The organism is Burkholderia sp. PAMC 28687 (assembly GCF_001577465.1).
Lineage (GTDB): Bacteria > Pseudomonadota > Gammaproteobacteria > Burkholderiales > Burkholderiaceae > Caballeronia.
Genome location: NZ_CP014508.1, coordinates 51,458 through 69,476, shown reverse-complemented (window position 1 = coordinate 69,476; position 18,019 = coordinate 51,458). Strand labels below are relative to the sequence as shown.

Below are 18,019 nucleotides of genomic sequence, written 5' to 3'. Positions count from 1 at the left end.
CAGGGTCCGCTGTGACCGCTAGTCCATCGCGTCATTTAAAAAGCACCTAATTAGGTGCTTAATGAGATGCATGGAAAAGATGAATTTGACCGCGCTTGAGCGCGAACAATTGCTCTCAGAAACTCGAAGCCAAACGCGCGCGCGGCGGACGCGCGACGAGCTCGACTAATTCTCATGCTTGATGAGGGCGAATCACGTGAGGCGGTCATGCAGCGGCTGCGATGTGACTCGCGCTTCATCTCGCGGAGGTCGAGTCGGTTTTGGCTGAGCGCCTGGCAGGCTTGTATGCGCGCCATCCTGGACGATCTCCCGTCCATCCACCTGAAAAGCTCGAGGCGCGCGTGCTCAAGCTCACGCTCACGCGCCGGCCCTCGGACGGATCGACGCATTGGAGCAGCTGAAAGCATTGGGTAATCGATGGTACGGCGCATCTGGCGCAAGCATGGCGTGCGCCCTCATCGGCTTGATAGTAAGCGGTCAACGAACCCGCCCGTTGCGGTGTTACGTCAGTTAGGTTTGCGAGCAAACGGTCGGCTTACGAGCGGGCTTGCCAAGCTTCCAGGGCAGCAGTGCTTCGTAATCGTCCGCGACTTTCGCATACGGTAACGCCTTGAACAGATCGACCAGATACCGATATATATCAATGTCGTTGGCCTTGCAGGTTTCGATTAGCGAGTACAGGTTGAGACTTGCCTTGGCGCCCGCCACCGTGTCACTAAAGAGCCAATTTTTTCTTCCGACGACAAACGGTCTGATTGAATTTTCACAGGCGTTATTACAAATTGGCCAGGTTTCGTTTTCAACGTAACGACACAACTTCGACCACTGATTGCCGAGATAGCCCAGCGCCTGGCCAAGCTTTCCGCCGGGCAGCGTCGTCTCCAGGTGCTGATCCAGCAACGCCTTGATCTGCCCGAGCACCACGCGGCTGTAGCGCCGGCGTAGGCGTGCGCATCGTTGTGGTGCTTTACGTGCCCGTGCTTCGGCTGCATACAGTTTGCCAATCAAATGAAGAAACTGCGTGGCCGGCTGGTGCATCCCGTGCGCCTCTTTTGGCAAGACCTCTTGGGCCTCTATGAAGAAGCGTCGCGCATGACTCCAGCAGCCCAAGTGCACCAGAGCGTTCTTCTTCGCGATGAGATCGTACACAGGGCCGCCGTCGCTCATCAACGCCGCACCCTCGCGCATTCCCACCCACAGCTTGTCGCCATGTTCGACATGATGCCCGGGCGCATAGCTAAACAGTCGCACCGGGGGTGGCCCGACACCGTTCATTTGCACCCAGACCGCGCTTTTGGACTGCGCCGCACGCCCAGGTTCCTTAAGCACCTGGACGTTGGTCTCGTCGGCATGGCCCACGGCGCTCTCCAGCAGCACATCGCGCATCAGGTTGATCACCGGTTGAACTGCTTGACCAACACGGATCACGCACGCGGCCAGTGTGTTGCGCGAGATGTCTCCGCCGAAACGGCGCAGCAGCGCCGCAATCCGGTACAACGGCAGAGCGTCCATGAACTTCGACAGGATGATCCACGCCAGCGCCGCTTCCGTGAACAACCCCTTCGCAATGATGCGCAGCGGCGCCGGGGCGACTTTCAGAGTGCGGTCGCAGACCTTGCACGCATACTTGACCCGCTCGTGACGGATCACGCGAATCTGCTGCGGGATAATGTCCAGTTGCTCGCTGACTTCGACGCCGATCTCCACCAGCGCTGAACCGTCGTGCGGGCACACGAGCTGGTCTTCAGGCAACTCGTATCGGATTACCTCGCGCGGCAACGCCGGATCGAGCGGCTTGCGTCCGCCTTTCTTGCGTTTGTGCGCAGCCACTTCAATCTCGGGGCCATCTTCCTGGGCCGGGCGCGTCGCCGGCGAGGGCGCCAGCGTCTCCGCTTCGTTCAGGAACAGGTCGCCCTGGCGGGCGTCGCGCTTCTCGCTACTCGCACCGAAGAGCTTGCGCATCATGAGCTTCAACTGCTCCTTCACCAGATCGCGCTCGGCCTTCGTCACGCGTAACTCGCCACGAAGCTCGTCACGCTCACCGCGCAGTGCGTCACGCTCATCGCGCGCGGCGATGAGCGCATTGAATTCGGCGGTGGTAATCGTGAGGCGTTCGCGGGTCATGCAGCCACTCTAGCGAATCACGCGTCCCAATGGGTTTACCTCAATTTGTAACAGCCACCGTCGCGTCTTCGCGACAACTCACGCCCGCGCGTAGCGACGCTCGGGGTGCTTGCGCATCGCAGCAAGATCAATACCCTCGAGCAGCCATTGAAATTGCTCGACGCTCAGCTCGATAACCTCGCCGGAGCGTGGCCAGGCAAAACGGTCAGCCTCAAGCCGTTTCATCATTAGCCAAAATCCGTTGCGCTCATAAAGCAGCAGCTTTATACGGTCGGCTCGCTTGTTCCGAAATCCGTACACCGCTTGGGCGAAGGGATCACGCTTCATCGACTGCTCAACGAGCACTGACAAGCCGTTGATGCTCTTACGAAAATCAACCGCGTCGCGATGTAGATAAACTTTTAGACTTTGGTCGAAGTGGAACACGACGTCCTCCCCAACGAATCCATCATTGCCATCAGCAGATCGACATCGCCGCTCGTGCACAACAGCTCGACATTCACGCCATTGGGCAGATGTGCCCACAACCGTGCGCGCGGCGCCAATGGACTGGCAGGCGTTGCCGCCACCTTCACCTCAACGAACGCCAAGTCCACTCCCGGTGGTTCGCTCGACTTCTCCGCGGTGATCCGGGGCTTCCCAGAACCAGCCGAGCGTGCTCGCATGTCTCGCCTAACTTTGTACAAATGTTGCTTGCTCAGCCCATGCTCACGCGCATATGCCGAAAGCGTCTTACCCTCACGCTGCGCGGCTTCAATGTGCGCCATCGCATGCTCGCCAATCTTCTTTCCACCATCATTCATATAGCCATCCTCAGCCTGCTGAAAATGCTACATGCTCCGCTATTCAATCCCTTGCGCAAGGGGCGTGCTTGACCGATCGCTTACACTTGATACGCACATGGTCTAGAACAACCCGGACTTCGAGGCCATGGCTGCAGACGTGAAAGGGCTCTATTTGAACCCTCCCACCCATACTGTGGTGTTCTGCGTGGACGAGAAGACAGCCATTCAGGCGCTGGATCGTAAGGACTGGATGTTGCCGTCGTCGCCGGGCCGTGCCGAGAGCTATGGCTTCGAATACAAGCCCAACGGCACGCTCAGCCAGTTCGCTGCGCTCAATACGGCAACGGGGGAAGTCATCAGCAAGACGGCACCGCGTCATACAAGCGAACAGTTCGTCGCCTTTCTCACTGACGTTATTGCCAGCCAGCGGCCCAAGCAAGAAATTCATGTGATTTGCGACAACGTAAGCAGCGTAAGACCGGCCGAGTGCAGGAGTTCCCGCAGCAACACCGCAACGTGCGGCTGCATTACACGCCGACTTATACCTCTTGGCTGAATCAGGTAGAAAAATGTTTTGCACGCATTCAGCGCGACGTAATTACGCGGGGCATCTTCCCCACCGTTAAAGATTTGGATCGCAAGCTGATGCGCTATATCCGCGAAAACAACAAGAATCCGAAGCTGATTAAATGGAAGTACAACGTTCCCTCGCGACGAATTCGACCGGTACCATTTCACTGACGTAATGGACTAGTATGACATCCGCGGAATATCTTTCAATAAAAAAGTACAAGTAAACTTGACTGCGTGGGACGCGGATGGCAAGGACAGACAATCACACTATCTCGAAAGGAACTTAAATCGCTTTCGTCGGCGGCGGCAAGTGATGCGAGCGCAGATTGCGCTGGTGGCTCACCGGGGCAAGTTCACGACGGCGATTGTGCAGGCGCTCGGCGTGTCGGTGCACACCGTTTCGTATTGGCTTACCCGCCTCGTGCTTCACTGCGACGAAGCGACAGGTTACTCCTGGAAGACGTGACCTTGACTCGCGAAGAACAAATTACCGGTCAAATCCGCTTCAAGGGTGGCGTTTATAAAACCCTCATGCTGCCGTTACCACTGAAATCTTAGCAGCACTGTCGACTCCCGCTGCGGTGGTCGCGCAGATCGGCGAACTGCTCAATCACCAATCTATTCTGCAAACCGCGAACATCCTGAACGAACGCAGTGTTCCGTCGGGCACCGGCAGGCAGTTCCGCAAAGATAGTTGCTCGTCCGCAGCGCGATTACTGTTTGAAGCCGAGCTATGATCGGCTACGTGAGGCCGGTTTCTTTACGCTGCGAATTCCTGGCGCCTTTGCACATCTCGCCTACACACAAAAGGCTTTAGTTATTGCAGCGCGAGGAATAATCTAATGGTCACGGTAGCTAACCGAACAGGGAAACAGATCATGACCTCGCCCAGCGTTCACACCTCAAAACACGCGAACAAAATCGTCCTCGTCACCGGCGGAAGCAGCGGAATCGGCTTGGCCGCAGCGCAGCGATTTTCGCTCGAAGGCGCAACCGTTGTGATCACCGGAAGGCGCCAGGCTGAACTCGACGAAGCAGTGAAGAGCATCGGCCACGGCGCGCTGGCGATCCAGGGCGATATTTCATCGAATGCCGATCTCGAACGCATCTTCAAGACGATCTCGCAGGAGCACGGCAAGCTCGACATCCTGTTTGCCAACGCGGGCGGCGGCGAGTTCTCGCCCCTCGGCCAGATCACCGAGGTGCAGTTCGACAAGTACTTCGGCATCAATGTGAAGGGCACCTTGTTCACGGTGCAGCATGCGGTGCCGTTGATGCCGCCGGGAAGCGCAATCGTGATCACGGGGTCGATCACCTCGATCCAGGGCGTGCCCGCGTTCGGCGTTTATGCCGCGACCAAGGCGGCGCTGCGTTCTTTTGCGCGCACGTGGGCATCGGACCTGAAGGGACGCGATATCCGCGTGAACGTAGTTTCGCCGGGCGTAGTTGTGACGCCAGCCTACAAGACGGAGCTGAAGATGAGCGACGAGCAGATCGAAGAATATAAACAGCACGTCAAGGAAACGACGCCGCTGAGCCGGACTGGCGAAGCCGATGAAATTGCGAAAGCGGTCTCGTTCCTGGCCTCCGATGATGCAAGTTATATCACTGGCACTGAATTGTTTGTCGATGGCGGCCTTGCTCAGGTTTGAAACCGCTACGAATGCTACCCTTGGCGGACATTGTCGTTTGACGAGATTCTGTCAATTCAAAATCGTTTCCCTCAAGGAGGCAGCGGTCTTTAAAGGAGCCCGCCGGCAATATCCTTTCCATGTTTGAATCGGACGGACAAGCCTTAAAACGGCATTTTCCGGTTACTGGGATCTTCTCGTAAGATGGCGTGATGAAGAAATTAGCATAGCTTTATCACGGTCATGGTTTCCCCGCTGGCGTCAACAGCTCCACCGTGCGCTAGTATTTCCGCTTCCAATTGAGCTTGCACGAGATCGAAGGCTTGCTCTTCGAACACGGGGTGATTGTGGCATATGAGAAAGGAGCAGTCTTTAGAGGGTAGCCACGTTCCCTCCCGGAAACGCAGCCCTCGAAGAACCGTACGTGCGAGTTTCCCCGCACACGGCTCGCGCACGGCATTAAACATCGCATTGATGCCGGTTGCGTCATCGCGCACGTAACCTTCGCCAACGTCACATCATCGATTCGTCCCGTTGCCGGGACAAGGACGCTGAACCGTAGCTCAACCGGTCTCTCACAAGCTGCCCTTTGTTGAATCCCAGATGTTGGCTAACGACAGCCGCACCACGCGCACGTCAGCACCCTTTCAGGTCGGAGCAAATCTTGAACTCCTATGTCGCCGATTACAGGCAACCGTTCGCTTTTTGCGCGTTCTCATTCCCGCTTCCCCAACAGAGTTCCTTGCGGTTCAGCTGCCATCGTTTCAAAAAAAAGCCGAAACATGGCGGAGAATCGGGGTTTCCGCGTTCCCATCCCTGTCGACCCAAGCATTCCGGGCCTATCCGTTTAGCACCTGTCTATTCCCCGGTGGCACTACGACGACGTGTATCCATTTCAAAGGGATGCAACCAGCCACATACCGTTTTGGTCAGAGCCTTTCAGCAGCTTTGGCTCCTTGAGACTAACGAGGTTTATCAACAGTTCACATATGTTGTGCATGCGGAATTTGCCTGGCCGCTATACCGCGCGGCTGTTGGCAGTATCGATTCCTTCCTGGTCACCCGGGTGAATCGCCTGTAAGGCGGGTACGTTGTCCCCAGAGCTTCGAACCCGACCGTTACCAATCGAGCACGTCGGGGTAGGTAACTGCTGCTCGTACAGCAGGTCACAGCTTCGATCTCCAAAGTTCAGGTCAACGAATGTGACAAGGCAGAGAAGAGCTTTGCCATCCACTACATTGCCGATTTACGTCCGGCGGACGGCGACACGCGTCGCACTTGAAATAGTCTTTTAGGGATGTCCTCACTCGACTGCCGACCCACAGAGCCATCGACAACGCCGCATTGCTGCCTCATCGCTGTAGCCGACAGTGCTTATCCGCTAGCCTCGTCCGTCAAGACGCGTTCGCTAGCCGTTTTAAACTGCGTTTTTTCCGCACGGCTTTGACTGCAGATGCCTCGCGTCGGGACGCGCAACCAGACTTCTATCGCTGGCCAGGTTCGGCGCGCAAGTCACCTTGCCGAAGTAAATATGACCGTGTCGAAGCACAGTGCATCTTTTTTGGATCTGCCTAGACTGGCTGGCCGTTAGCATTCGAGAAATGGCCCCTATCGGAAAAGCATGCACCACGTTTTTCAGCGCGAAAATGCGTGAATACTAGTGCTGTGCTGGCGCCTGAGTGGTCGGTGTAATTATCGCAGGCCTTTCGCTCGCCGATTGATTTGTGAGCATCCAATTTCACGCTAGGGATTTGCACGGCAATCGAGGTCTTGGGCGGTGAATCCCAGCGGCTACCGCAGTTGGGAGCGTGGCGGCACGCCGTAGCGCAAACGGCTGACCGACATTCAGTAGTTGACGCTGATCCGATCGGTCCATCAAACAGTTGCGTGCGACATCCTCTAATGATCTATCTTGTGAATACCGGCTGCCGCCGAGCCTCGCCAAGGATACTGTCCGATCTGTTTCGAGGGTCCGTCTGAGCAGGGCGGCAGCGCACAGAGACTTTGCGCGTTGCGTAGCATGGCGGCAACTTGGCACAGTCCGCTGATCGATGGCACTATTGTTGCCACCTTAGTAGATTTCTACTCAGTCGAATCACTGATCGGGAGCGAGCGATGGCTGATAGACCGACTTCCAAGGCCTCGACAGTCCGTTCGCTGGTCCTGATTGCCGTTGTGATGGTCGCGCTGGTCGCGGCCTTCGCGTTTACGGCCGGCTGGCTCTCGCCGGGGCGCCTGACGCCAGCAAAGATCGTCAACGCATTTGCGCCACCGGGAGGTGCGGCGCTCGGTTTCCGGCGCAATCACGCCAAGGGCATCTGCTTTACCGGCAGCTTCGAATCGAATGGCGCGGCCGTGGGTCTCTCCAAAGCGCCGATGTTCGCGCCGGGCTCCTATCCAGTCACGGGACGTTTCAATCTCGGTACGCAGGACCCCAAAGCGCCGGACGCCACGGTTCGGGTACGGGGCCTTAGCCTACGTATCGTCGCGTCGGATGGCACCGAATGGCGCTCGGCGATGATCAACGCTCCCGTTTTCGCGGTTGCCACGCCGCAGGCCTTCTACGGTCTGCTTCAGGCCTCTGCCGACAAGAGCGACCCGGATGCGATGAGGAATTTTGCCACTGCGCACCCGGAGTTCGGCGCTTTTGTTGCGTGGGCCGGTAGCGCGCCGTGGACGGGCTCTTACGCGCAGGAGCAGTATAACGGCCTCAATAGCTTCATCTTTACCAATGCTGCGGGACAGGACCAGGCCGTGCGCTGGTCTTTTGTGCCAGCCGCACAGCCCGAGACCGTACCCGCTGACCAGTTGAAGGCACGTGACGCCGACTTCCTTGCCGCGGATATTACCAAGCGGGTGCACGGCGGGCAGCAACGATGGACGATGGTCGTCACGGTCGCCAATCCGGGTGACCCGACCGCCGACCCCACCAAAGCGTGGCCGGAAGATCGACGCAAGGTGGAGGCGGGTACGCTCGTACTCAACGCCATAGAACCCGAGCCTGACGGGCCGTGCCGCGATCTCAATTTCGATCCCACCGTCCTGCCGCCCGGCATGCACGTCTCAGACGACCCGTTTCCCGCCGCGCGCTCAGCCGCCTATGCAGTATCGTTCGACCGGCGGACCGCCGAGGATAAAGACTATCCGCGCCATCTGGCGGGAGGAGCCACGCCATGACCCCAATCCACGATCGCTTCACACCGCTGCAGCGCGCGCTTCACTGGCTCATGGCGGTTTGCATTTTAGCGATGCTGTTCATCGGTATCGGGATGGTGTCCACAGTTCGTCCGGATTATCTTACGCTGGTGTCCATCCACAAGCCGCTCGGTATCGTGATTCTCGCGCTTGCGCTAATCCGCCTCGTGACGCGGCTGACTCGCGGAGCGCCGCCGTTGCCCGCGTCAATGCCGGTACCGATGAAGCTGGCCGCCTACCTGTCGCATCTCGCGTTCTACATACTGATGATTGCGCTTCCGTTGATCGGATGGGGCATGCTTTCTGCCGCCGACTATCCCATCGTGGTGTTCGGAATACATTTGCCAGCCATCTTGCCACATAGCAACCAGTTGCACACGGTGCTGTGGAACGCGCACAGGTTCTTAGCGCTGTGTTTCTTTGTGCTGATCGTGCTTCATCTGGCGGCGGCGCTTTTGCATGCGCTGGTCAGACGCGACGGAGTGTTCCAGGCGATGGCGCCCTGGCGGTGACATGCGCCTTCGGCTGTAATGTAACGTTGTTGGCATGTTGCCAAAAATGCAGCGAAATTTGCGAGTACAAAACGGACTGCTCTACAACTTAACATTCTGCGAACGACGCTATTTCCTATGCCGGCTACCAATTCCCGCCCGACGTGCTCAGGTATCCGGTACGTGTGTGCTTCCGTTCTCCGCTAAGCCTGGGAACGGCCGAGAGTTGCGGGTTTCGCGGGTACTGACACGTTGTTAACAGTCGCGCGAGCGAAAACGTCGAACATGTGTATCCATAATTTATGCAGCATTGCGATCCAGATTGAATTGCCGGCCGCGATTTCCCACGCCTCAAAGGCATGCCTGCACGCCTGTCGCTTTTCTTGTAAATCGCTGCGGGTGACGCGCTGCCTTGAAGCGGCGCACCTTTTCTCGCACTCGCGTCGACTGATGCGAGTTCACTGTCGGGTTGATCAATCCCGTGCTGGCAGTGCTCAGCATTAACCCCAATATCTGTTCGCTGCGGCGTAGCTATTGAGCTTGTTTGTGATTATTGGACACGCGCTTGTTGTTCTCGACAGTCCGGTTCTCCGTCACGCTTGCTCCCACTGCTCCCCAGTTTTTCCCGTGCTCGCTTAGCACGTCGTTCTGCGAATCGATTATGACGACCGCAGTAGCGCTTGAATGAGTGTCCACCGTGTTTCTCCTTTGTTTGCCTTATCAAAGATCAAAATGTAATCGGCAGACGCTGCCGTCCGAAGACTTTGCGAGGCCGCATACAAAAAAAGCACTTCACTATTTGCCAACAGAATGGAAGCGGACGTTAGATACGCGGCCACAGCATCATGGTTTTCGTCCAATAGGTTCCATAGTGCCGCCGCGAGGGCAAAACGTAAGATGCGGTTGCGTCCTTCGACGTGTCGAGCAGTGATCTGGTATCCTGAAATTTTTGTTTGTTAATGTTTACTGTGTGACGACTAAGAATGCTTTCATGAGGCTTAACGCCACTACTTAGAGTAGCTCGTAAAGACTAGATCAGCAGCAGTAGGAAGTTTAGTGTGACAAGAAAAGCAACTGTTGATGATTTTGACACTTGGATTAGCTTTACCATTTTCAAATTGCCCGTAGCCCCATCCGCCCGTGCTGGCATAGCGTTTAGTGTTTTTGATCTCAACCTGAACGTTTGTTGGAGCTCCGGCGACAAACGATTGTTCTCGGCCGAAGATTGCATTGTTTCGATCAGACGGCACATATTCATATGCGAGTCGCACGATGATCGATCCTTCAGGGAAGGGCAGGGTTCCGTCTCTTAGCGCTTTAATCGCGACGTCGTTCCCGAGAATTCCGCGAATGTCGTTATTGTTGCCCGCCTCGTGGGCAACGCTAATGAATTGCCAGCTACGGTAGCCTGGCGGGAGTGTCACGCCGAACACCGGCGACGCCTGCACGCTTGAGTCCGGCGTGCTTTCCTCAGCCGCAACAGATAAAGCAATCGCAGCAAAGATAGATGTCGAGACAAAAGCCAGGGGGGAAAATTTCTGTCTCATCGCAAGATCCTCTATATCAGATACGACGGAGTTACGCCCCAACATTCATTTAATTAAACCGAAGCGCGCCTGCCATCAATCACCGCTGCTAACGCAATCGTCAATTAATTGTATGGCCGCGGCTAGACACCCGCGCTCCGCGCCCCTCGGATTGACAGCGCTGCGGGTATCCTGACGAACCTGCAATTACGACCGCCCGATCTTACCGTTCTCTAAATACCTTAGGTCGGTAGTATCAACAACGCAAGCGTTTTCGAAAGCACGTTCGTCGGCTTCCTTCATGCCCATAAATTCTGCGCCTGCGCCGGCAGAGGTGGCCCCGGAAATCTGGACAGTCGGTTAGGTGGAATCGCTAGGTTCTGAGATAGGCATAATGCCTACAAAGGAAACCAGACGATGACGAAGAGAACCCGGCGCATGCACTCAGCGGCGTTCAAGGCGACGCTGGCACTGGCAGGCGTACGCGGGGAATGCACATTGGGAGAATTCCGCAGGAGTTTAACGATCATCCGAACGAATCACGGAGTGGAAGCGGCAATTGCAAGAACGGGCAGCCGACGTGGTCGGTGCGGCCGGCGCCCCGTCGATAAGCCGGCCGTGGGTCTGAAGACCTTGACCCGTAGATACGCCAAGTGGGGCTGGAGAACGATTTTTCATATGGTCTTTTCCTGATAGAACGGCGAGCGTCAGCCTCAGGTGATGCGATTTCATTTTTCCATTCCCCCCAATCTGATCGGTAACGCGGCTCGCAGGCCATTTCTCGACGACGGATCAAGCTCATATCCGCAGATGGGTCACCGAATTTTATCTCGTCGACGCGGGGCTACCTCTCTCTTATCTCGGAGATCAAGTTCCGCTGACGATACGTTTTTCCTGGCGAAATCGTTGCGATATGTTGCTAAGCGATATTCGTAAAACTACTACTTGGATTGCGCCCAGCACGTCACGCTGCGCTTCTCAGAGCGTTAGTTCATCGAGGTGGTCCACCCATTTTATGATCGACTGACACAACTTGCATCTAAAAACCCGAATCAAGCGCTCGCCTTGCCACGAGAGAAGGCCACGATAAACACCCACCACCTCCCTGGCGTCGGTTATACGGCAAACGGCTGCCGAGGTATCTGTCTTGCTGAAGAAGGCACGTACAATCGTCATCCGCGACGGTTGCGCTTGCGTAGCATCGACGACCGCTCGCGCAGCGCCAAACTCGCACGCCACAGCGACCGGGTACGCGCGTTCCTCGAACGCAAATGGCCAAAATACATTGAATGCGGACTCATCAAATCACATTCGAAGCTGCACTTGCCGGGGATCCGGTCCTGTTCGATGCTGCGGCAACTTATAGGCCTAGCTCGGACAGGCCGGGATGATCGTCGGGGCGCCGGCCCAGCTTCCAGTGGAATTTGCGCTCCGATTCCTGTATCGGCATGTCGTTGATGCAGGCGAAGCGCCGCGCCATCAAGCCGTCGCTGGCGAACTCCCAATTCTCGTTGCCATACGATCGGAACCAGTTGCCGGAATCGTCGTGCCATTCGTAGGCATAGCGCACTGCGATGCGATTCCCGTCATGCGCCCACAATTCCTTGATGAGGCGGTAGTCCAGCTCCTTGCGCCATTTCCGTTCCAGGAAACCTCGGGCTTCGTCGCGGTTGCGGGTAAATTCTGCCCGGTTGCGCCATACAGTGTTAACCGTGTAGGCCAAGGAGACCTTGGCTGGATCTCGGCTGTTCCAGCCGTCCTCTGCGAGTCGAACCTTCTGGATCGCCGTCTCATGCGTAAAGGGGGGTGATGGTAGGCGGACTTCTTGATGTGATGACATGTACAGCTCCTTGTCGGGCTGAATAGCCCATTGAATTCGCGGTGCGTCTAGTGGATGGCGGCAGGCAAGGCAAGCGGTGTTAAAAAGGCTTTGTAGAGGTATTTGCCGTCAAATGTTATGACCGCCCGCGATCCGCCGTCGGGATCGTCAACCTTATGGACATTAAGCTTGAAATTGATGGCGCTGACAATGCCATCGCCGAATTTTTCGTGGATCTGCGCCTTAACAGGGGTGCCCTCAAGAAAAAGATTTTTTCGTACGTTAAGACTTCGCCTTGGTCGTTTTCGCGGCGCGCAACGGCCGGAATCGGCCTTTGGCGACGCGTTTGTTAGCGTGCCAAACGTAGTCGCCCGTCAAGTTGATGTGATTCCAGCCCAGTGGCGCGATGTGCGGGATCAGGCTTTCGTCGATCTCGCGCTGCTGCCGTGAGGCGGCAGTCGCCCGCTCCAGATACACGGTGTTCCACAGCGTGATTGCAGCCACCACAAGATTCAAGCCGCTGGCCCGGTAGCGCTGGTTTTCGTACGAACGGTCCCGTATCTCGCCCAGCCGGTAGAAGAACACCGCCCGTGCCAGCGAGTTGCGGGCTTCGCCCTTGTTCAGTCCGGCAGACACGCGGCGGCGCAACGCCGGATCCTGGAGCCACTTCAGCGTGAACAGCGTACGCTCGATGCGGCCGAGTTCGCGCAGGCCGACAGCGAGACCGTTTTGTCGCGGATACGCGCTGAGCTTTCGTAGGATGAGCGAAGCTGTCACCGTGCCATGCTGAATCGACGCTGCCAGTCGGACCACGTCATCGAATTCCCGTTCGATCAGTTTCCGGTTGATCGAACCACCAATCAGCGACGACAGCGCCGGCCAGTCGCCCGCCTTACCCGGCACGTATAGATTCTTGTCGGCCAGATCGGCGATGCGCGGCGCAAACTCGAATCCGAGGAAGTGGCACAGCGCAAACACGTGGTCGGTGAAGCCAGCGGTGTCCGTATAGTGCTCCTCGATACGCAGTTCCGACTCGTGATATAGCAAGCCATCGAGCACATGCGTGGCATCCCGCACCGGCGAGTTAATGACCTTGGTGTGGAACGGTGCGTACTGGTCGGAGATGTGCGTATAAAACAGCACGCCGGGTTCGTTGCCATACTTCGCGTTCCGATATCCAGCACCCTGACCGTGCCCGCCGGCCCGAAAGCGCTGACCATCGGATGACGAGGTCGTGCCTTCGCCCCAATACGCCGCGAAAGGCAAGCCATGCTGATAGTTGACCAGCTCGGCCAGCCCCTTCTGATAGGTCTCGTCGCGGATATACCAGGCGACCAGCCACGACAGTTTCGCCACGCTTGTACCCGGACAGGCGTCGGCCATCTTCTCCAGCCCGAGGTTGAACGCATCGGCAAGGAGCGCGGTCAACAAGAGCGTCCGGTCGGGTGGCTCCGAGTCGCTTTTCAAATGAGTGAAGTGGCGGGTGAAGTCGGTCCACTGATCGACCTCAAGTAGCAAATCCGTGATCTTTACGCGCGGCATCAGATCATAGACTTGCTGCGTAAGGATGTCGGCCGCCGCCGGGGTTGCGTCGTCGAGCGGCGTGATCTTGAGTCCTTTGTCGTTCAGTTCAACGTCTGGTAGCTCGCCGGCCGCTGCAAGCCGGGCCGTTTCGTCAAGCGCCTCGCGCAAGCGGGCGAATCGCTCGTCAAGATAGGCGGCGACCGAGGTCTCCACGACCAGCCCGAGTCGGTTCTCGCGATGTTGATCGTCAAACGTTGTACGGGGCATCAGGTATTCTTCGAAATCCTTGAACTGCCTACTGCCGACAAGTGATACGTCACCCGAACGAAGCGCGTTCTTCAATTCGCTCATCGCGGCAAGCTCGTAGAACCTGCGATCGATGCCGCCTTCCTTAAACACGAACCGCCCCCAGCGCGGTTTGACGAAGGCCGTTGGCGCATCCACCGGCACTTTTCTGGCATCGCTTCGGTTCATCTCGCGCAAGGCTTCAATCGCGTTCATCAAGTCCTGACGCGCCGAAGCCGCGCGGAAATCGAAGGTTTCGAGGAACGTCAGAGAATAGCGGCGCAACTGCGTGAAGTGGTCGACGAGCAACGCCATCGAATCAAACTCCTCGTCGCGAGCAAGTTGCTCCGCTTCCCGTACGCTCGCTGTGAACGCATCCCAAGGAACGACCGCCTCGATCGCCTGGAACGGATCCCCACCGGCTTCCTTCGCCGCGATCAGTGCAGCGCCGACCTTTGCATAGAGGCGTACCTTGTCATTGACAGCTTTGCCATCCGCTGCAAAGCGCTTCTCGTATTTGTGTTTGGCCTTGGTGAAGAAGGATCCTATGAGCCGATCGTGAAGATTAAGGATCTCATCGGTCAGCGTCGCTGCGGTGTCGAGCAGAATCGCGACGAGCGTGGCGTGACGCCGAACAGTTTCGAATTCCTCGAGCTGGTAGACAGCAGTCTGACCGCCTTCACGCGCCAAGCGCAGCAGGCGATTCTGATGGATCGTGCGACCAATTCCCTCCGGCAGAGCGAGCGATCGGATTGCCTGCAAGCGCTCAATATGTGCGAGAACGGCTTTCGCGCTAGGCTCTCCCGGCGATTGCCTTAGCCAAGCCAGCTTACTGACGGGGCGATCGGTGAGCGGCAACAGGAGTTGGTCGAGCGCCGAGCGTTGCTCATCGGTTAACGGTGCGGTCAACAGACGGTGCACTTCGCGTTGTGCACGCGTCGCCACGGCCGCGCATAGCTTTTCGAGTGCAGGAACCGGCGGCAACAGCACATGCCTACGCCGGAGTTCGCCAACCGCGGTCTGTGCAAGCATCACTCCTTGGGTAGTCTGCATCGCAACGGGTAGGAGCAAGTCGACCAGCGCACGATAGTGCTGCCGACTGAATTGCACCAGGTCCAGCCTAGCGAGAAGTTCCTGCAGGTGTTCTCGGCGCGTTTCGTCGCGCGCAGCGTACACGTCCCACACCGCCGGTGTAACGCCCAGTTGCGCCGCGACGATTCCGATGATCGGCGCATGCGGCCTCTCAGCAGGCCCCAGCACCCGACCTGGATAACGCAGGTAGACCATCAACACCGCGATACCGAGACGGTTGTGGCCGCCTCGATGTTGTCGAACAAAGGCGAAGTCCTCCGCCGACAACGTGGCCAAGCGGATCAACTCACTTTCATCCGCGGGGAACGCGAATAGCTGGAAGCGCTGGTCAGGGGTAAGTAGTTCTCGGCGGGGCAACATTCACCTCGTCGAGCGCAGATATTGGTATAGGGTTTCGCGGCTGATTCCGAATTCGCGAGCGATCTGAGCTTTACGTTCACCGTCGTCTACGCGACGGCGGAGGTCGGCGACCTGGGCGTCGGACAATGCCGGCTTACGGCCGCGATAGGCGCCGCGTTGCTTTGCCAAGGCGATGCCCTCACGCTGGCGCTCACGAATCAGCGCGCGCTCAAATTCTGCGAAGGCTCCCATCACCGACAGCATCAAATTCGCCATCGGCGAATCCTCGCCCGTGAACGTCAGACATTCCTTCGCGAACTCGATACGCACCCCGCGTTTGGTCAGCACCTGGAAGATATAGCGAAGATCGTCCAGATTGCGGGCAAGCCGGTCCATGCTATGCACGACCACTGTATCGCCGTTGCGCACGAAGGTCAGCAACGCGTCGAGCTGCGGCCGCTTCGTGTCCTTTCCCGATGCCTTCTCAGTGAAGGTCCGGTCAAGCTCAATTCCGTCGAGTTGGCGCACGGCGTTCTGCTCGAAGGTGCTCACCCGGACACACCCGACGCGCTGGCCGTTCATGCCGACTTCCGGTAAAGATGTCAGATTGAAATCTATGACTTCCCGAGCAGACCGTCAAATAATTGATTAACCGGCCCTATCCTGACGGCTCTGACAGTCATACCTGACGTCAGGATAGGGTATAGCTCACATTGACGATGGCACCCGCGTCCACAAGCTGCGCGATATAATCGAAATTCGATATCGCATTTCGATTATAGTTCTTGCTTGATCCATCAAAGGGGACAGAGGATGTTGTCGACTGTAAGCGAAATCAAGACAGACGCGCGTGATCGTGCTTGGATGGTGTTCCTGATCTTCTTGCGTTTGGGGTTGACCTCGTTCGGTGGTCCTATCGCGCACCTTGGCTACTTCCGCACTGAATTTGTCACGCGCCGACGCTGGCTAAGCGAACGCAGCTACGCCGACGTGGTGGCGTTGTGCCAGTTCCTGCCCGGCCCGGCCAGTAGTCAGGTCGGTATCGCGCTCGGGCTGTCGCGCGCCGGGTTCCCGGGTGGACTGGCCGCCTGGGCCGGGTTCACGTTGCCATCGGCGATCATGCTGGCTCTGTTCGCGCTGGGCATGTCCACACGCGGCAGTGCTTTTCCTGCCGGAGTGCTGCACGGTTTGACGGTGGTTGCGGTCGCCGTGGTGGCGCAAGCGGTGTGGGGCATGGCCCGGAATCTATGTACGGATACGACACGCGTTTCCATTGCCGCAGTGTCGGCCTGCATTGCCCTCGTAGGGACGAACGCTTTGAGCCAGGTCGGCGTGATCGCGATTGCCGGCGTAGTGGGACTGGTGCTATTCAAGCCAACTCAAGACTTAACCTATGACCCACTGCCGATTTCGGTCGATCGGCGCGTCGGTGCCGTGCTCTTGGGGCTGTTTTTCGGCCTGTTGATCGCGCTACCCCTCGCGACGGCCGCCTGGCCTAACCAGACGCTGGCGATGATCAATGCCTTCTACCGCGCCGGATCATTGGTTTTTGGCGGCGGACACGTCGTGCTACCGCTCTTGCAAGCCGCAGTGGTGCCCAACGGCTGGGTGAACAATGAAACCTTCCTGGCCGGCTATGGCGTGGCGCAAGCAGCGCCCGGCCCGCTTTTCACTTTTGCGGCATTCCTGGGTGCCGCTATGAAGCTTCCGCCGAGTGGCTGGCTCGGCGCTTCGGTTTGCCTGGTCGCCATTTTCGCGCCGACGTTCCTGCTGGTTGCCGGCGTGCTGCCATTCTGGGAGCAGCTACGCCGTAGCGTGCGCACACAAGCGGCGCTCGCTGGCGTGAACGCCGCAGTCGTCGGCTTGCTGCTTGCAGCGCTTTATCGCCCAATATGGACCAGCGCGATTATCAAACCGGAAGACTTCGGACTGGCGCTAATCGCGTTCGTTGCCCTGATGTTCTGGAAGCTGCCACCCTGGCTGGTGGTGTTGGGGTGTGGAGTGGCCGGGTGGCTGTTGAGTCTCATTTTCTGAGACGCGGATCTATGACCGACAACGACCTATATGGCGGGTTGATCCGCTTGCATGTCCTTCACCATGCGGGCGAAGAACCCATCTTCGGGCTGGGCATCATTGAGGAACTACGCCGCCACGGCTATGAAATCAGCGCTGGCACGCTGTATCCGATGCTGCATGGCTTAGAAAAGAAAGGCTACCTGCTGTCGCGACAGGAACGATTCGGAAGCCGAGCGCGGCGGGTCTATGCAATCACGACTGAAGGGCGGGCGGCGCTTACCGCAGCGAAGGTCAAAGTCAAGGAGCTTTTCGGCGAGTTGTTCGAGGAGAATAGCTGACGCCTCCGGCTAGCCGCTTAACGTACGAAAAAATCCGTTTCTTGAGGGCACCCCTAATTGGTCCAAGGCAGGTGTCGCATCTCATATTGGCACGCAGGGCGGCCGAAGCAATTGCACCATGATAACGGCGGCCGATGTGAGCTTGCGCAGTTGCTTCAAGTAGTCACGCGATGACTGGGCCGGCTCCATCATCTGGACATGGGCCGTTGCCGTTGCCTCACAGACGCCTGGGAGGCTCGCGACGTGGTTTGCGCGGCGGCGGGGTACGGAGCTTGGTTGCC

The 18,019-nt window shown here is 57.7% G+C and carries 13 protein-coding genes and 4 pseudogenes; 8 read left to right on the top strand and 9 right to left on the bottom strand.

The window, feature by feature from the left end:
• Positions 1–61: 61 nt before the first annotated feature.
• Positions 62–492 (top strand): annotated as a pseudogene (locus tag AX768_RS33975) (helix-turn-helix domain-containing protein); the annotation flags it as partial.
• 18 nt (positions 493–510) lie between these two features.
• Here AX768_RS33975 and tnpC read toward each other — a convergent pair.
• From tnpC to AX768_RS33395, 3 genes are all read right to left on the bottom strand, one after another.
• On the bottom strand, positions 511–2,124 hold the full coding sequence (tnpC, locus tag AX768_RS29995) for an IS66 family transposase (RefSeq protein ID WP_062003819.1): 1,614 nt from the start codon (positions 2,122–2,124) through the stop codon (positions 511–513).
• Between the two features lie 78 nt (positions 2,125–2,202).
• Entirely contained in the window at positions 2,203–2,550 is a 348-nt protein-coding gene (tnpB, locus tag AX768_RS29990; protein WP_062003818.1) for an IS66 family insertion sequence element accessory protein TnpB, read from the bottom strand.
• Complete coding sequence (locus AX768_RS33395; RefSeq protein ID WP_062003817.1) at positions 2,526–2,927, bottom strand: hypothetical protein; 402 nt, start codon at positions 2,925–2,927, stop codon at positions 2,526–2,528. The genes tnpB and AX768_RS33395 overlap by 25 nt, the downstream gene beginning before the upstream one ends.
• Before the next feature lie 127 nt (positions 2,928–3,054).
• Between AX768_RS33395 and AX768_RS29980 the strand changes: the two are divergent.
• From AX768_RS29980 to AX768_RS29960, 5 genes and pseudogenes are all read left to right on the top strand, one after another.
• A pseudogene (locus AX768_RS29980) lies at positions 3,055–3,650 on the top strand (IS630 family transposase).
• 145 nt (positions 3,651–3,795) lie between these two features.
• Positions 3,796–3,948, top strand: coding sequence for a hypothetical protein (locus AX768_RS33085; RefSeq protein ID WP_155524378.1), 153 nt, complete (start codon positions 3,796–3,798; stop codon positions 3,946–3,948).
• Between the two features lie 412 nt (positions 3,949–4,360).
• A complete protein-coding gene (locus AX768_RS29975) occupies positions 4,361–5,134 on the top strand; it encodes a glucose 1-dehydrogenase (RefSeq protein ID WP_062004065.1) in 774 nt (257 codons plus the stop codon).
• A gap of 2,094 nt (positions 5,135–7,228) precedes the next feature.
• Positions 7,229–8,290, top strand: a complete 1,062-nt coding sequence (locus tag AX768_RS29965) for a catalase family peroxidase (RefSeq protein ID WP_062003815.1) — start codon at positions 7,229–7,231, stop codon at positions 8,288–8,290.
• A complete protein-coding gene (locus AX768_RS29960) occupies positions 8,287–8,820 on the top strand; it encodes a cytochrome b (RefSeq protein WP_062003814.1) in 534 nt (177 codons plus the stop codon). Before AX768_RS29965 ends, AX768_RS29960 begins: the two co-directional genes overlap by 4 nt.
• Positions 8,821–9,336: 516 nt before the next feature.
• Here AX768_RS29960 and AX768_RS33965 read toward each other — a convergent pair.
• The 6 genes and pseudogenes from AX768_RS33965 to AX768_RS29935 all read right to left on the bottom strand — a co-directional run.
• Positions 9,337–9,495: pseudogene (locus tag AX768_RS33965) on the bottom strand (cysteine hydrolase); the annotation flags it as partial.
• A 311-nt stretch (positions 9,496–9,806) separates the two neighbouring features.
• Positions 9,807–10,346, bottom strand: coding sequence for a cytochrome P460 family protein (locus AX768_RS29955; RefSeq protein WP_062004064.1), 540 nt, complete (start codon positions 10,344–10,346; stop codon positions 9,807–9,809).
• Positions 10,347–11,685: 1,339 nt separating this feature from the next.
• The gene (locus AX768_RS29945; protein ID WP_062003812.1) at positions 11,686–12,165 is read right to left on the bottom strand and encodes a nuclear transport factor 2 family protein; all 480 of its coding nucleotides are present in this window, start codon (positions 12,163–12,165) and stop codon (positions 11,686–11,688) included.
• A 79-nt stretch (positions 12,166–12,244) separates the two neighbouring features.
• Positions 12,245–12,401 (bottom strand): annotated as a pseudogene (locus AX768_RS32275) (cyanase); the annotation flags it as partial.
• A 25-nt stretch (positions 12,402–12,426) separates the two neighbouring features.
• Entirely contained in the window at positions 12,427–15,402 is a 2,976-nt protein-coding gene (locus tag AX768_RS29940) for a Tn3 family transposase (RefSeq protein WP_062004063.1), read from the bottom strand.
• 3 nt (positions 15,403–15,405) lie between these two features.
• Positions 15,406–15,966, bottom strand: a complete 561-nt coding sequence (locus AX768_RS29935; RefSeq protein ID WP_062003811.1) for a recombinase family protein — start codon at positions 15,964–15,966, stop codon at positions 15,406–15,408.
• Between the two features lie 231 nt (positions 15,967–16,197).
• On the opposite strand from AX768_RS29935, the gene chrA reads away from it, so the two are divergent.
• Both chrA and AX768_RS29925 read left to right on the top strand, forming a co-directional pair.
• Positions 16,198–17,418: a chromate efflux transporter gene (chrA, locus tag AX768_RS29930; protein WP_062003810.1), complete on the top strand. Its 1,221-nt coding sequence runs from the start codon at positions 16,198–16,200 to the stop codon at positions 17,416–17,418.
• Positions 17,419–17,429: 11 nt separating this feature from the next.
• Complete coding sequence (locus AX768_RS29925) at positions 17,430–17,738, top strand: PadR family transcriptional regulator (RefSeq protein ID WP_062003809.1); 309 nt, start codon at positions 17,430–17,432, stop codon at positions 17,736–17,738.
• The last annotated feature ends 281 nt before the right edge of the window (positions 17,739–18,019 follow it).